This is a genomic window from Streptomyces sp. NPDC050085 (assembly GCF_044460595.1).
Lineage (GTDB): Bacteria > Actinomycetota > Actinomycetes > Streptomycetales > Streptomycetaceae > Streptomyces.
The window spans coordinates 524,414-538,291 of sequence record NZ_JBITJZ010000002.1 but is presented as its reverse complement, the minus strand read 5'-3'; the positions used below and the strand labels follow the sequence as shown (position 1 = coordinate 538,291).

Annotated in this window: 12 protein-coding genes; 8 read left to right on the top strand and 4 right to left on the bottom strand. The window is 72.9% G+C overall.

The genetic code is table 11. The features are described 5' to 3' along the window. Positions 1 to 7: 7 nt before the first annotated feature. Both ACIBUY_RS10790 and ACIBUY_RS10785 read right to left on the bottom strand, forming a co-directional pair. On the bottom strand, positions 8 to 2,530 hold the full coding sequence (locus tag ACIBUY_RS10790) for an FtsX-like permease family protein (protein WP_399152381.1): 2,523 nt from the start codon (positions 2,528 to 2,530) through the stop codon (positions 8 to 10). 120 nt (positions 2,531 to 2,650) lie between these two features. Next, positions 2,651 to 4,066: an MFS transporter gene (locus ACIBUY_RS10785; protein WP_399152380.1), complete on the bottom strand. Its 1,416-nt coding sequence runs from the start codon at positions 4,064 to 4,066 to the stop codon at positions 2,651 to 2,653. A 114-nt stretch (positions 4,067 to 4,180) separates the two neighbouring features. Here ACIBUY_RS10785 and ACIBUY_RS10780 point away from each other — a divergent pair, with 114 nt between their 5' ends. From ACIBUY_RS10780 to ACIBUY_RS10760, 5 genes are all read left to right on the top strand, one after another. Beyond that, positions 4,181 to 4,708 (top strand): helix-turn-helix domain-containing protein, encoded by a 528-nt coding sequence (locus ACIBUY_RS10780; protein WP_365563389.1) that lies wholly within the window; start codon positions 4,181 to 4,183, stop codon positions 4,706 to 4,708. Between the two features lie 86 nt (positions 4,709 to 4,794). Continuing rightward, complete coding sequence (locus tag ACIBUY_RS10775) at positions 4,795 to 5,103, top strand: DUF6412 domain-containing protein (RefSeq protein WP_365563391.1); 309 nt, start codon at positions 4,795 to 4,797, stop codon at positions 5,101 to 5,103. Between the two features lie 98 nt (positions 5,104 to 5,201). After that, positions 5,202 to 5,978 (top strand): YidC/Oxa1 family membrane protein insertase, encoded by a 777-nt coding sequence (locus ACIBUY_RS10770; protein ID WP_399152379.1) that lies wholly within the window; start codon positions 5,202 to 5,204, stop codon positions 5,976 to 5,978. Between the two features lie 147 nt (positions 5,979 to 6,125). After that, positions 6,126 to 6,983 (top strand): fumarylacetoacetate hydrolase family protein, encoded by an 858-nt coding sequence (locus ACIBUY_RS10765; RefSeq protein ID WP_365563395.1) that lies wholly within the window; start codon positions 6,126 to 6,128, stop codon positions 6,981 to 6,983. 228 nt (positions 6,984 to 7,211) lie between these two features. Beyond that, on the top strand, positions 7,212 to 8,567 hold the full coding sequence (locus ACIBUY_RS10760; RefSeq protein WP_399152378.1) for a choice-of-anchor A family protein: 1,356 nt from the start codon (positions 7,212 to 7,214) through the stop codon (positions 8,565 to 8,567). On the opposite strand, the gene ACIBUY_RS10755 is transcribed toward ACIBUY_RS10760, so the two are convergent. Together ACIBUY_RS10755 and ACIBUY_RS10750 are read right to left on the bottom strand one after the other, a co-directional pair. Further along, positions 8,551 to 9,045 carry a heme-degrading domain-containing protein gene (locus ACIBUY_RS10755; RefSeq protein WP_365563401.1) on the bottom strand — a complete coding sequence of 165 codons (495 nt, stop codon included), beginning with the start codon at positions 9,043 to 9,045 and terminating at the stop codon, positions 8,551 to 8,553. The genes ACIBUY_RS10760 and ACIBUY_RS10755 overlap by 17 nt on opposite strands. Beyond that, complete coding sequence (locus ACIBUY_RS10750; RefSeq protein WP_365563404.1) at positions 9,042 to 10,133, bottom strand: Gfo/Idh/MocA family oxidoreductase; 1,092 nt, start codon at positions 10,131 to 10,133, stop codon at positions 9,042 to 9,044. The genes ACIBUY_RS10755 and ACIBUY_RS10750 overlap by 4 nt, the downstream gene beginning before the upstream one ends. 56 nt (positions 10,134 to 10,189) lie before the next feature. On the opposite strand from ACIBUY_RS10750, the gene ACIBUY_RS10745 reads away from it, so the two are divergent. From ACIBUY_RS10745 to ACIBUY_RS10735, 3 genes are all read left to right on the top strand, one after another. Beyond that, positions 10,190 to 11,392 carry an ROK family protein gene (locus ACIBUY_RS10745; protein ID WP_399152377.1) on the top strand — a complete coding sequence of 401 codons (1,203 nt, stop codon included), beginning with the start codon at positions 10,190 to 10,192 and terminating at the stop codon, positions 11,390 to 11,392. Positions 11,393 to 11,554: 162 nt separating this feature from the next. Beyond that, positions 11,555 to 12,871, top strand: coding sequence for a hypothetical protein (locus ACIBUY_RS10740; protein WP_399152376.1), 1,317 nt, complete (start codon positions 11,555 to 11,557; stop codon positions 12,869 to 12,871). 114 nt (positions 12,872 to 12,985) lie between these two features. Beyond that, entirely contained in the window at positions 12,986 to 13,753 is a 768-nt protein-coding gene (locus ACIBUY_RS10735) for a GntR family transcriptional regulator (protein ID WP_365563413.1), read from the top strand. The last annotated feature ends 125 nt before the right edge of the window (positions 13,754 to 13,878 follow it).

The following is a 13,878-nucleotide window of genomic DNA, read 5'->3' as shown; positions in this document are numbered from 1 at the left end:
CCTGTGCCTACTCCTGTGCCCCCGCCGCTTCCACCGCCCGCGTCCGCAGCGTCGCCCAGGCCGGCAGCAGCGTCGCGGCCAGCGACAGCGTGACCGCTCCGGCCACGATCGCGCCGTAGATCCACCAGGGTCCGGACGGCATCCAGGTGTGCGCGGCCGCCCGGGCGAACGGGATCAGCGAGGTGCTCGCGGCCGCTGTGCCGAGCAGCAGGCCGATCGCGGCGACGAGCAGGGCCTCGATGGTCAGCATCTTCATGACCTGGCCCTTCGTGGAGCCGACCAGCCGCTGGAGGGCGAACTCCCGGCGGCGGTTGGTGACCGAGAGGACCAGGGTGTTCACCACCGAGAGCACCGTGTAGGCGACGATCATGGCGATGAGGAGGTAGTTGATCCAGGCCTGGGTCTGCGTGTTCGCGGCGTTGGCCTCGATCAGTGCCTCGCGGTCGGTGACGTGGAGTCCCGGTGTGCGGGATTCGAGGGCGGCGAGGGCCGGGAGGGCCGCGGACGACGCCCGGACCAGGATCTGCGACGGGCGGCCCAGGTCCGTGTGGGTGGCGAGCAGGCCGACGGGCAGGAAGGCCGTCTCGTAGCCGGGTCGGCCCTCGAAGAGCGCGACGATGCGGACGTCGACCTCGCCGCGGTCGCCGAGCCGGAGCGTGAAGCTGTCGCCGACCGCCTTGTGCAGCGTGCGGGCACGGTCGGTGGTCAGCGCCACGGTGTTCCCGTCGAGTTTCTCCAGGCTGCCCTCGATCGGTCGTACGGCCGTGGTGAGCGAGGCCTGCCGGGCGCTGACGCCCTGGAGGGGGATGCCGTCCTCGGCGGTCACGCCGTCGATGAAGCCCGTGCTCGTCGCATAGGCGCTCGCGGCCTCGACGCCCTTGGTGCGACGGACTTCGGCGAGGAGGGCGTCGGACACTCCGCCCGCCGCCGGTGAAAGCACCGCGTCCGCACGGAGGTTGGCCGCGTACGCCGACTTCGTGGCCTCGATCTGCGTGGTCTGGAGGTAGAGGTTGCCGGTCGCCATGCCCGTCGCCAGCATCAGCGGCGTCACCACGGCGGCCATGCGGACGGCGCGGACCCGGGCGTGCGAGACGGCGAGCCTGCCGCTGGAGCCGGTGAGCAGCCGCACCGGGCCGCCGATCAGCCACGCCATCAGCTTGGTCAGGCCCGGGCCGATGAGCGCGAAGCCGATGACGGCGCACAGCACGGTCGGACCCGCGGTGCTGGCCGCGATCGGCCCGTCGAAGAGGAGGACGGTGAGGATCGCGAGGGCGGCGGCCCCGGACAGGAACAGGACGGCGAGGACGATCCGCAGCGGGTTCGCCCAGCGCAGCTGCACCTCGGCGTCCCGCAGTGCCTCCACCGGCTTCACGTTCACGCCGCGCCGCGCGCCGATCCAGCCGCCGAGGAGCGCGGTGATCAGCAGCGCGCCGCCCGCGGCGACGGCGGGGATCCAGCCCTGCGCGTACGTCACGGAGTCGGAGACGAAGCCCGTGGACCGGAACTCGCCGAACAGCCGCCGGCCCACCGGCGGTCCCGCGAACCAGCCCGCGCCCGCCGCGGCCACGGTGACGAACAGGGTCTCCGTCAGCAGCATCCGCCGCAGCTGGCGCTGCGTCGAGCCGATGGAGCGCAGGAGCCCGAACTCCCGGCGCCGCTGGGACACCGACAGGGTGACCGTCCCGGACACCACCATGACCGCGACGACGGTGGCCATGCCGCCGAACACCCCGGCCAGCGCGACCAGATCGGTGCCGCTGGTCAGTACCTCGGGGAACTCCACCGTGCCGCGGTCGTCGCCCGTCACGACCTTGAGGTGCTGCCCGTCGAGCGCGGCGGCGACCCGGTCCCGCACGGCGCCGGGGTCCGCGCCGGGCGCCGTCCGTACGGCGATGTCCGCGACCGCGGGGGCGAGTTCACGGGCCCGGGCGTCGGTGAGGAACAGCGCAGCCCGGTCCACGCGGTGGCTCGGCTTCACCACCGCGCTCACGGTGTACGTCCGCGTGCCGTCCCCGGCCGCGATGCCGACGCGGTCGCCGGGGCCGACGCCCGCCGCCCGCGCGGTCCTGGCGTCGAGCGCCACCTCACTGTCCCGCGTCGGCGCCTTGCCCTCGGCAATTCCGAACGGGGCGAAGGGAGTTGAGGACCAGCCGTGTGCCTGCGCCTGCACCGGTGCGGCTCCGTCGCGGACGAGCGCCGCTTCGAAGGTCCGCTCGGCGACGGCCTCGCGCACGCCCTCGACGCCCCGCACCCGACCGAGCACGGCCGTGGGCACGGGCACCCGCTCGGGCATGATCGCCGGGTCCTCGTTGTCGTTGGGGTCGCCCTTGTGCGGAGGTTCCACGGACCGGTCCCCGGCCACCACGAGGTCGGCCTGCGCGAGGCGTTGGGCGGGTGCGTTGTTGCGTACGCCGGTCTCCAGCAGGCCGCCGCAGGCCATCACGATGACCGTGCCGAGGAAGAGCGCGAGGAAGGTGGCGGTGAGGCTCTTCCCCCGGTACCGGATGGTGCGCCTGGCCAGCTTGAACATGTCCCTCGTCCCCTCGAACACCTCGGTGTGGTCGCACCGTTCACGCTAGGGGCGCGGGGGGCGCCGTCCCATGGGAGTGGCGCCCGTCTCCTGGGTGGGGACAACCCCCGCAAGCGGCGTCTACGCGCGCTCCCGCCGCGGTGCCCGCTCCCGCAGTGCGAGGAGCAGCCCCGCCGCCGCGAGGGCCAGAGCGCCCGACACGAGCAGGGCCGTGTTCGTGCCCCGGTCGAGAGCGTGCCGGGAGGTGCCGGTCGACGTGGACACCGCGATCATCAGGGCCACGCCCGCGGCCGAACCGATGTAGCGGGCCGTGTTGCCCGCGCCCGAGCCCATCGCCGCGCGCCCTGCCGGGACCGACTCGACGGCGAGGAGCGGCAGCGCGGCGTTGAGCAGGCCGCTGCCGATGCCGGAGACGACGAGGCCGGGCAGCAGCCGCGTCCACAGGCCGGAGCCGGCCGCGCCCAGCATCGTGGCGACGGCGAGGGCGTGCAGGACGAAACCGACCGCGAGCTGGTGGCGCGGCGAGACCCTTCCGGCCAGGCGCCGGGCCTGGAGGGCGACGAGGAACGACGTGCCGGACCAGATCACGAACAGGCCCGCCGTGCCCATCGGGGTCACGTCCATCGTGTGCTGGACGAGCGTGGGGACGTAGCTGAAGAGCGCGATGACCGACAGGCCCGTGAAGAGGCCGCCCGCCGTGGAGGCGAGGAAGAGGGGGCGGCGCAGGAGGGAGAGGTCGAGCATGGGGGTCGCACTGCGGCGCTCGATCACCACAAATGCCGCCAGGAGTACGGCAGTTGCGGCGAGGAGTACGCCGATGGGGGCGCGCAGCCAGCCGTCGCGGCCGAGGGTGAGCGCGGCCAGGAGGGCGACGAGCGCGAGCCCGAGGGCCAGGGCGCCGGGCAGGTCGGGGCGGCCCGCGCGGGGCGAGCGCGACTCGGTCAGGGCCCTGGGGGCGAGGGCCGCGACGAGGAGCGTGGCGCCGCCGAGGACCGCGTACGACCAGCGCCAGTCGGCGAGACGGGCGATGCCGCCCGCGGCGACCGGGCCGAGCGCGATGCCGCCGCTGACGAACGCGCCCCACACGCCGGTCGCCCTGATCCGGCCCGCCGGGGTCGGGAACGCGTGCACCAGCAGCCCCAGGCTCGCGGCGATGATCGCGGCCGACGAGGCGCCCTGGGTGACGCGGGCGAGCGTGAACAGGAGGGTGTTCGGGGCGAGCGCGCCCAGGATCGTCGTCAGGCCGAGGGCGAAGGTGCCGAGGACGAAGGCGCGGCGGCGCCCGTAGTCGTCGGCGAGACTGCCCGCGACCAGGAGCAGCGCGGCGAGCCCGAGCGGGGTGCCGTTCAGCAGCCAGGCCTGCGAGGACAGGGCCGTGTGCAGGGACGCGGCCGTGTCGCCGAGCGTGATCATCGGCGCGGTGTACGTCATCAGTGCCACGGCCGTCGCCGCGCTCGTGACGGCGAGGGTGGCGGCGGGGCGGTTCGCGGTGGGCGCGGCGTCCTGTGGGGTCTTGGTGAGTACGGGCTGTGGCATGGCTGGAACCGTCCAGTCGTAGGTTCAGTGAATGAACTTGCCGGGCGACATGAACGTAGCACGGTAGGTTCATTCACTGAACCAAAGACGGGAAAAGTGGCTACAGTGAGGGGCATGGCTCTCGGCAAGGACTACGCAGACCAGGAGTGCTCCATCGCCCGCGCGCTGGAGATCGTCGGCGAGCGCTGGACGCTGCTCGTCGTGCGCGACGCGCTCTACGGCGTGCGGCGCTACAACGACTTCCTCGTCCACCTCGGCATCCCCCGTGCAGTCCTCGCCTCCCGGCTCCAGGCACTCACCGCGGCCGGAGTCCTGGACAAGCGCCGCTACCAGGAGTCGCCGCCGCGCGACGAGTACGTCGTCACCGAGCGCGGGCGTGAGCTGTGGCCGGTGCTGCGGGCGCTCGGCGCGTGGGGGCGCGGCATTCCCGGGACCGCGGTGATGCGTGAGTTCCGGCACGCCGCCTGCGGGACCCTGCTGGGTGTCGTGGGGGAGTGCGCCACGTGTGGAGGCCCGGTGCCCCCCGAGGAAGTCGAGATGCTGCCGGGCGAGGGGCTCGACCCGGACCCCGCCGATCCGGTCAGCCGGGCCCTGCTCGCACCCCACCGCCTGCTTCAGCCGGTCGTGACCGAGGCTGTATAGACGCTGTATAACTGGCAGGACGCATCGCCGTACGGGAGCCGTACGGGAGTCGTGCGGGAGTCGTGCGGGAAGAGAGGGGAGTGCACATGAAGGGCTGGTCCACGACCCTGCGCCCGGCCGCGCTCCTGCTGCTCCTCCTCGTCGAGACCGTGCTGCTCGACACCGGCAGCCTCGCCGGGGCCGTCGCGCTCGCCGCGACCGCCGCCGCGGGTTCCGCCCTCGCCGCCTGCGCCCTGCTCGCCGCGCGCAGCGTGCCGGCCGTGCCGCGCCACCGGGTGCGCACCGCCATGCGCGACCGGGAACAGCGCACCGCGTTCCTGCCCCAGCGCGATCCGGACGCCTCCGGGCGCACCAGGCCCCGAGCACCGGGCCGTCTCGTTCCGACGGCCTGCTGACACCGCGCCTGTCCTGACGCCGGGTCCGTAGTCCGTCACGCCGAAATCCCTGTTCCCAGAGTTTCCGGTCATGACGAGACCCCCGGAGGGTTCACCCCATGTCGTCGTTCCTGTCTGCCTTCGCGAGCCTGGTCGAGCACCTCGCCGATCTGCTCCAGCCCCTGTTCCACGCCTCGGCCACGGCCGCGGCGATCATCCTGTTCACCGCGTTCGTACGCCTCCTCGTGCACCCCCTGTCGCGGGCCGGTGCCCGGGGTCAGCGCGAGCGCCTGAAGCTGCAGCCGCGCATCGCCGAGCTGCGCAAGAAGCACAAGAGGGACAACAAGAGCGCAGAGGCGCTGCAGAAGGCGATCATGGAGCTCCACCGGGAGGAGAAGGTGTCCCCGCTCTCCGGGTGCCTGCCGATGCTGTTCCAGATGCCGGCGTTCTTCCTGCTCTACCACCTGTTCTCCAGCAGGAGCATCGGCGGTGACCCCAACGCCCTGCTCGGCCACACCCTCGGCGCCGCCCCGCTCGGCGGGAACTTCACCGACGCCCTCGCGCACGGCGGGCTCTTCGGCGCGCAGGGGCTCGTCTACGTGGCGCTGTTCGCGCTCGTCTCGGCCGTCGCCACCTTCAACTACCGGCGCACCAAGCGGCAGATGGCGCTCGCCCCGAAGCCGGACGCCGCCACCGAGCAGGCGCCGGGTGCCGGGGCGATGACGGCCATGACGAAGTTCATGCCGCTGATGTCGTTCATGACGCTGTTCACGGTGGCCGCGGTGCCGCTCGCCGCCGCGCTGTACGTCGTCACGTCGACGACCTGGAGTGCGATCGAGCGGGCCGTGCTGTACCGGGACATGGTGCCCGGGGCGGCGGCCGCGCTGCCGGTCTGAGAACGCGGGGCACGAGGCGGTCCGGGTCCAGTCCGTGAACGGGGTATTGCGGACTGGACGCCGAAATTGGAGGATCGACCAGACCTCCGATGGTTGAACACCGCACTCGGCCATGGAGGCTCCTCCTAGAACAGAGGGAGTTACCCCATGAAGCTGCTGCGAGTCGGTCCCGCCGGAGCCGAGCGTCCCGCGCTCCTCGACGCCGACGGCACCCTGCGTGACCTGTCGGGACTGGTGCAGGACATCGACGGAGCGCTCCTGTCCGACGACGCCGCCCTCGACCGGGTCCGCGCCGCCGCCGCATCCGGAGAGCTGCCCGCGCTCGATGCCACCGGGCTGCGCACGGGCCCGCCGGTGGGCCGCATCGGCAAGGTCGTGTGCATCGGCCTGAACTACCACGACCACGCGCGCGAGACCGGGGCCGAGCCGCCCGCCGAGCCCGTCGTCTTCTTCAAGGCGGCGGACACGGTGGTCGGGCCGCACGACACGGTGCTCGTGCCGCGCCGTTCCACCAAGACCGACTGGGAGGTGGAGCTGGCCGTGGTCATCGGACGTACGGCCCGCTACGTCGAGTCCCAGGAGGCGGCGCTCGCGTGCGTCGCCGGGTACGCGGTCGCGCACGACGTGTCCGAGCGCGAGTTCCAGATCGAGCGCGGCGGCACCTGGGACAAGGGCAAGAACTGCGAGACGTTCAACCCGCTCGGCCCGTGGCTGGTCACCTCCGACGAGGTCGCGGACCCGCAGAACCTCGGCCTCAAGCTCTGGGTCAACGGCGAACTCAAGCAGGACGGCACGACCGCCGAGCAGATCTTCTCGGTGGCCGAAGTGGTGCGCTACGTCAGCCAGTTCATGACGCTGTACCCGGGTGACGTCATCAACACGGGCACCCCGGCGGGCGTCGCCATGGGCCACCCCGAGCCGAAGCCGTACCTGCGGGCCGGGGACGTGGTGGAGCTGGAGATCGAGGGGCTTGGACGGCAGCGGCAGGAGCTCAAGGACGCGTAGGCGCTCCGCTGGGAGCGGGATACGGGTGTACGGGTGTACGGGTGTACGGGGATCCGGGGATACAGGGATACGCCCCTTCGCCGTTGCGGGTTGCTGGTTCGTTCGCGGCTGTTACGCCGTTGTGGTTGCTCGCGCCGTTCCCCGCGCCCCTGAAGGGGCGCCCCCGAACGGGGGCGCCCCTCGCGTGTCTGCGGGGGGATTCGTGCGGGGCGTTCGCATAGTGCGGTCATGCGAAGAATTCGTGCTGCCGTTGTCGTCGCCTCGGCCGCCCTCGTCGTCGGGGGCGTCGCCGGGGGCGCGTACGCCGATCCGCTGCCCGGAGGGCTCGGCCCCTGCAAGGGGAGCAACTGCCCCGGCTCGTACCCGGACCCGAACAACGGGACCCCGGCCGGGCGGGACAACAACATCAACGTCTTCGTCGGCGGTGACATGCTCGTACGCCGGGCCGCCGCCGAGGCGGAGGGCAAGGTCGTCGTCCTCGGGAACTTCGACCAGGACAAGGACGCCGGTGTCTCGCAGATCTACAACGTCGGCGTCGCCGGGGTCGGCTCCCGCGTCCCGCCGGAGGACGGCACCGACTTCCTCACCGTCGGCGGCGACCTGACCGTCGCCACGGGGGAGCGGCTCCTCGCGGAGGAGGGCGCGATCAGCGGCAAGGTCCGCTACGGCGGCGCGCACACCGGGACGGTCAGCCCGGCCGCGATCAAGGACGCCGCGGCGATCGACCCGTTCCGGGCGCTGCGCGGCGAACTCGAGGAGGCCAGCCACTGTTACGCGTACGTCGACGGCGCCCACCGGCCGGCCACCGGCACTGCCGTCAACGACGGCAGCACCACGCTGTTCACCGGCGACGGCAGCTCCCCGATCCAGGTCTTCGACGTCGACTTCGACCTGGTCAGTGCGAGCGGCGGCCAGGAGTCGTACCGGTTCGCGAACATCCCGGCCGGTGCCACCGTGCTCGTCAACGTCTACGGGGACGCGCGCGAGATCAGCAGCTACGACGCGATGCTCCCGGCCGAGCTGCGCAACCGGCTGCTGTGGAACTTCCCCGACGCCACCGATGTGAAGCTGGGCGGCACCACGCAGTTCTCCGGCAGCGCCCTGATGGGCAATCCCGCGAGCATGACCACGGTCGCGATGTCCGGCTTCAACGGCCGCTTCTACACGACCGGTTCCCTCACCCACGCGTCCTCGGCCACGGGCGGCGGCGGCCAGGAGTTCCACGCCTACCCCTTCGAGGGCGACCTGCCGACGTGCGCCGCACCCACTCCGACGCCCACCCCCACTCCGACCCCGACACCGACCCCGACGCCGACCCCGACCCCGACGCCGACTCCGAAGCCGAGCCCGTCCGAGAGCACGCCGGGCACGACCACCGGCGGTACGACGGGCGGGAACAGCGGCGGAGGCTCCACCGGCGGCGGTGACGCGGGCGGCTCCACCGACGGCGGGGAACTCGCCGAGACCGGTGGCTCGGCCGAGGGCAGCACGGTGCTCGGCGCGATCGCCGCGGCCACCGTGGCGGCAGGCGCGGCGATCGTGCTCGTGGTGCGCAGACCTCGCCGGGTCAGCCGCCGGAGCTGAACCGCTCCAGCGCCTCGACGACCATCGCGTGGTCCTCGATCTGCGGCAGGCCCGACACCACGACGGTGCCCACGACTCCCGCTCCCCGTACGGCGATCGGGAAGGCGCCGCCGTGGGCCGCGTACGTGTCCGGGTCCAGGCGCGAGGACTCCTCGAACGTGGTGCCCTTGGCGCGGAAGCGGCTGCCGACCAGGTACGAGGAGACCTGGTAGCGCTCGACGACGCGGCGCTTGCGGGCGATCCACGCGTCGTTGTCCGGCGTCGAACCGGGCAGCGCCGCGTGGAACAGCTGCTGGCCGCCGCGCGTGATGTCGATGGCGACCGGCGCCTGCCGCTCGCGGGCCAGCTCGACCAGGAGGCTGCCGAGCGCCCATGCGTCGTCGTACGTGAACGAGTCGAGGACCAGGCGCCGTTCCTGCTCCTGAAGCGTCTCGATGTCGGGGGCCGTGGTCGGCAGCGACGTCTTCGGGGCGCTCACAACTGCACCGTCACACCGTCGCGGGCCGAGCGGCGCGCCGCCTCCAGGACGTCGAGGGCGTCGGCGGCCTGCGTCGCGGGCACCGGGTTCGGGCCGCCGTCGCGCAGGGCCGCGGCCACGGCGGCGTAGTACGCGGGGTAGTCGCCCGGCAGCGTCCGGACCGGACGGCCGCCGCCCGTGAGCGGGGACTCTCCGGAGCCGACCTTGCCCCACAGCGACTCGGACTCCACGCCCCACGGCTCACCGGCCACCGGGCGCCTGCCCTCGCGCAGCGCGCCCTCCTGCGGGTCGAGGCCGTACTTCACGTAGCCCGCCTGGGAGCCGAGGACGCGGAAGCGCGGGCCGAGCTGGGCGGTGGTGGCGGAGACGTACAGGTGCGAGCGGACGCCGTTCGCGTGGGTGATCGCGATGAACGTGTCGTCGTCGGCCGTGGTGCCCGCGCGGCGCACGTCCGACTCCGCGTACACGGAGACGGCCGGGCCGAACAGGACCAGGGCCTGGTCGACGACGTGGGAGCCGAGGTCGTAGAGCAGACCGCCGATCTCCTCCGGGTTCCCGGACTCGCGCCAGCCGCCCTTGGGCTGCGGGCGCCAGCGCTCGAAGCGCGACTCGAAGCGCCAGACGTCGCCGAGCTCGCCGTCCTTGAGGAGGGCCTGGAGGGTCAGGAAGTCGTTGTCCCAGCGGCGGTTCTGGAAGACCGACAGGAGCAGGCCGCGCTCGTCGGCGAGCGCCGCGAGCGTGCGGGCCTCGGCCGCCGTGCCCGCGATCGGCTTGTCGACGACGACCGGCAGCCCGGCCTCGAGGGCGGCCGTCGCGATCGCTACGTGCGTCTTGTTCGGGGACGCGATGACGATCAGGTCGAGCTCGTCGGCCCGGGCCCACAGCTCGTCGGGGGAGGCCGCGAAGCGCAGGTCGTCGCCGTACTCGGCGCGGGCCTGGGCCTGCCGCTCCGGGTTCGAGGTGACGACCGTGTCGAGCACCAGGCCCTCGGTCGCGGAGATCAGGGGGGCGTGGAAGACGGATCCCGCCAGGCCGTAGCCGACGAGGCCCACCTTGAGCGGGGAACGGGTGCCAGTCATGCCAGTCATGCACTCCACTTAAGCAACGGTGTTGCCAAAGTGCAAGCGCAGGGGACAATGGGGCGGTGAACACGCATGTGAGGCCCCTGGCGACGTCGGCGGGCGTGAACCTCGCCGCCCTGCGCGGGCACAACGCCGCGCTCGTGCTCGACCTGCTGCGCACCGCGGGCGAGAGCGGCATCAGCCGGCTCGAGCTGGCCGAGCGCACGGGCCTGACCCCGCAGGCCGTCAGCAAGATCACCGCCCGGCTGCGGGGCGAGGGGCTCGTCGTGGAGGCCGGGCGCCGGGCGTCCACCGGCGGCAAGCCGCGCACCGTGCTCCGCCTGGTCGCGGGCGCCGGGCACGCGGTCGGCCTGCACCTGGACCGCGACGAGCTGCGGGCCGTCCTGCTCGACCTGTCCGGCGCCGTGGTCGCCGCCCGGCGCGCCCCGCTGGACCTGGGCGCGGGTGCCGACGCCGTGCTCACCGCGACCGCCCGCGAGGTGGACGCGCTGCTCGACGAGGGGGCCGGGGCCGGGGACGGAGCCGGGGCCTCGGTGCTCGGGGTCGGCGTCGCCGTGCCCGGGCCGCTCGACCACGCCGACGGGGTGCTGCACCGGGTCACCGGGTTCCCGCAGTGGGACGGGTTCCCGCTGCGGGACGCGCTCGCCGAGCGGCTCGGGCTCCCGGTCGTCGTCGACAAGGACACGAACGCGGCCGCGCTCGGCCTCGCCCTCGAAGGCGCCGCCGGGGAGGGGGCGCGCTCCTTCGCCTATCTCCACCTCGGCACCGGACTCGGCGCGGGCCTCGTCCTCGGCGGCGCTCTCTATCGCGGGGCGCGTACGGGGGCGGGTGAATTCGGCCACCAGGTGATCCAGTTGGACGGTCCGGAATGCGGCTGCGGCAACCGCGGCTGCATCGAGGCCCTCTGCCTTGCTGCGGTCGCGGAAAGCGGTGGCGGCAGCGGCGGCGGCAGCGGCGGCGGCACCGATGCCGGCATCGACGAGGCGGCGCGGGTGCTCGGCGAGGGTGCGGGGAATCTGGTCAGCCTGCTCGACATCGACGCCGTACTCCTCGGCGGACGTACCGTTTTCACAGCTGAAGAGCGGTTCGTACGAGGAGTGGCCGGGGTGCTCGACGCGCGCGCCCGGCGTGAGGGCGGCGGGCCCGCGATACCGGTTCGGGCCGCTCCGGGTGGGGCCACGCTGGTCGTCGAGGGGGCCGCACAACTGATCCTCGCGCCTGTTTTCGGACGCGGGAATATGGCCTTTCCCGCCAATCGGAAATGACTGAAACTGAGCTGATAGAGGGGACTTTGGCGGCCATTGGGCCGTATGGGGTCGCGTCGTGTGTGGTGGGTCGTGCGCGCGTGGCAGATTCCTGGGCCACGACCTTCGGTGGCCCCGGGCCCGCGGAGTGTCGGTCAACTCCGCGACCACCAAAGGTTTTTCATGCGACTGCGCCGCCCGCTCGCCCTGGGCATCACCGCCACCGCCGTCACCCTTGCCCCCGCCGGACCCGTCGTGGCGGCTGCGCAGGACGGGCTCCTGTCGAGCCAGGTGTGCGCGGTGACGGACGTGCTGAGCGCGGCGGTGCCTGGAGCGACGACCTGCGGGGCGACGGGCGTGGACGCGGTGCAGAATCCTGCGGATACGGGGATGGCGCAGAATCCGGCGGATACGGGGACGGCGCAGAATCCGGCTGATACGGGGACGGCGCAGAATCCGGCGGACACCGGCACCGCGCAGAATCCTGCCGACACTGGCACGGCGCAGAATCCGGCCGATACGGGGACGGCGCAGAATCCGGCGGACACGGGTACAGCCCAGAACCCCGCTGACACGGGCACCGCCCAGAACCCCGCCGACACCGGCACGGCCCAGAACCCGGCGGACACGGGCACGGCCCAGAACCCGGCGGACACGGGCACGGCCCAGAACCCGGCCGACACCGGCACGGCCCAGAACCCCGCCGACACCGGCACCGCCCAGCAGCCGAACCAGCCCGACGTCCAGGCCCTTCCCGACGCCCAGGCCGACGTCGCCGTGCAGCAGCCCGCGGCCGACATTCCGCGGCAGCCGCCCGCCCGGGACGCGCTGACCGACACCGGGACCAACACCGCGGCCGCCGCCAGCCGCGAGCCCACCTGTCAAGTCGCCCCGGACAGTGGCGACTTCCCGATCGAGAGCACGATCCACAAGGGGCCGAACACCTACCACCCGGGCGGCGGCTACCAGCAGTGGTCGCTCGACCTCACCAACACCACCGGCACGAGCTGCGGCAACATCCACCCCGTTCTCGTCTTCGTCGACCAGAAGCGGCAGCTCAAGCCGGCCCAGATCCAGCTGGAGTTCTTCGACGGGACGCGCTGGCGCCCCGTGCCGTTCGAGAAGACCGACCAGGACGAGAACGTGGGCGTCTTCGACGACGGCTTCCCCGGGTTCTCGGTCGGCCCCGGCAAGACGGTCACGGTGAAGATCCGGCTCGCGTTCACCTCCGACACCCTCCCCAATCACGTCGTCGCCAGCGCCGCGCTCGTGCAGCGCCACGACGACGACGGCGACTGGGTGGGGGAGTCCAACGACTACCCGTTCGACATCGCCCAGGACGGCGACGGGAACGGTACGGGCTCGGCCTTCGCGGACGAGCTCGCCAAGACGGGTCCGAGCGGATCACTGCTCGGCCTTGGGGCCTCCGCCGGCGCCTTCCTCCTCGGCGGCGGGGCTCTTGTGGTGGGATCTCGGCGCCTTCGCCTCAGGAGGCGCTGAAAGCCAGCCGCTACCCACCACCAGGGCCCGCGCCGCCCCAGCCGATCCATCGGCGGCGCGGGCCCTGCCGTATCCGCGGCCGGGCCGTTCACCGGCGTCTGCGACCATCCCTGCGTGGACTACCCGAACGACCAGGCCCCCGGCGCCCCCGTGCGCGACGGCATCCCCGAGCACGGCCGCATCCCGAAGTACTACGCGGTGAAGGCCCGACTCACCACGCTCATCGGCGAGTTGAGCGGCGGCGAGACCCTGCCCACCGAGCGTGACCTCGCCGTCCGCTACGAGGTCTCGCGCGAGACCGTGCGGCAGGCGCTGCGCGAGCTGCTGCTCGAAGGGCGGCTGCGGCGCCAGGGCCGGGGCACCGTCGTCGCGGGCCCCAAACTGGAGCAGCCGCTGTCCCTGGCCTCGTACACCGAGGGGGTCCGGCGCCAGGGCCGCCGCCCGGGCCGCAACCTCATCGGCCTCGACCGCTTCCCGTGCCCGCCCGCGCTCGCCGCCGAGATCGGTCTGGAGCGCGGCGAACCCGTCTGGCACATGGAGCGCGTGCTGCTCGCCGACGACGAGCGGGTCGGCCTGGAGTCGACGTACGTCGCCGTTGCCCGCATGCCGCGCCTCGACGCCGACTTCGACCCGGACTCGTCCTTCTACTCGTACGTCCACGAACGCCTCGGCATCGACTTCGGCTCGGCCGACGAGCGCATCGAGACGGTGCTCGCGACCCCGCGCGAGGCGCTGCTCATCGGGACGCCGCCCGCGCTGCCGATGCTGCTCATCCACCGGGTCTCGTACGACACCGGCGGCCGGGCCACCGAGCGGGTGCGGACGCTTTACCGCGGGGACCGGTTCTCGTTCACCACGCGTTTGGGCGGCGACGGGCGGTAACTCACCGAATCGCGGGGGCAGTTGGGCTCCAGCGACCCGCGTAGATTACGGTGAGGTAACGGGTCTAGGCCATCTTTGGGTGGGCGTTCACCTTCCCGTTGGCGTCCCGACCCGTGCGTGACACC